Below are 538 nucleotides of genomic sequence, written 5' to 3' on the forward strand. Positions count from 1 at the left end.
CAAGCAATGGGACAAAAATAAAGTAGTTGTGTTGAATGGTTTCCCAATCGTAGTGGCCAACCAACAAGTGATAAAACGAGTTAAATACTAAGTGTAAACTGCCTGTGAGTGCGCCATTAAAAAAGCCAGCGACAAAAATAAACACAAAGATGTTGCGGGGTAAATAATGGTAACTAAGCAAAAAGACTAAGTAGCTGATTAATATTGGAACGAGCGCCGATAGCACAAGAGAGCTCGGGAGCAAGATAAACGAAATATCGTGTATCCAGTGGTAGGCGATCATCGCAGGAATGCTGAGCAAAAAAGCCATTCGCCAACCGTACATCATGGTTAGTGTCGTTAACGCGAGAAAGTGTATGTGTAACCCTTCTTTTACTCCTGCTTGAGCAGACCAAAGAACCGTAATGAGGAAGAAAGAGGCAAGCACGATATGTTGAAATGCTTTCTCTTGTTCAAGTTTAGGCCAAACTACTTTTCTCCAATCGGGTATGCAAAAAGCAACGACAACCCAAGTGACGATGATGAGTGAGCCTACGTT

Annotated in this window: 1 protein-coding gene; it reads right to left on the bottom strand. The window is 42.2% G+C overall.

The genetic code is table 11. The features are described 5' to 3' along the window. The coding region (locus tag R7Z47_RS26545) for a hypothetical protein (protein ID WP_411913071.1) at nucleotides 1-538 on the bottom strand (538 nt) is incomplete at both ends.

Source organism: Vibrio sp. 1641 (assembly GCF_033339995.1).
GTDB lineage: Bacteria > Pseudomonadota > Gammaproteobacteria > Enterobacterales > Vibrionaceae > Vibrio > Vibrio alginolyticus.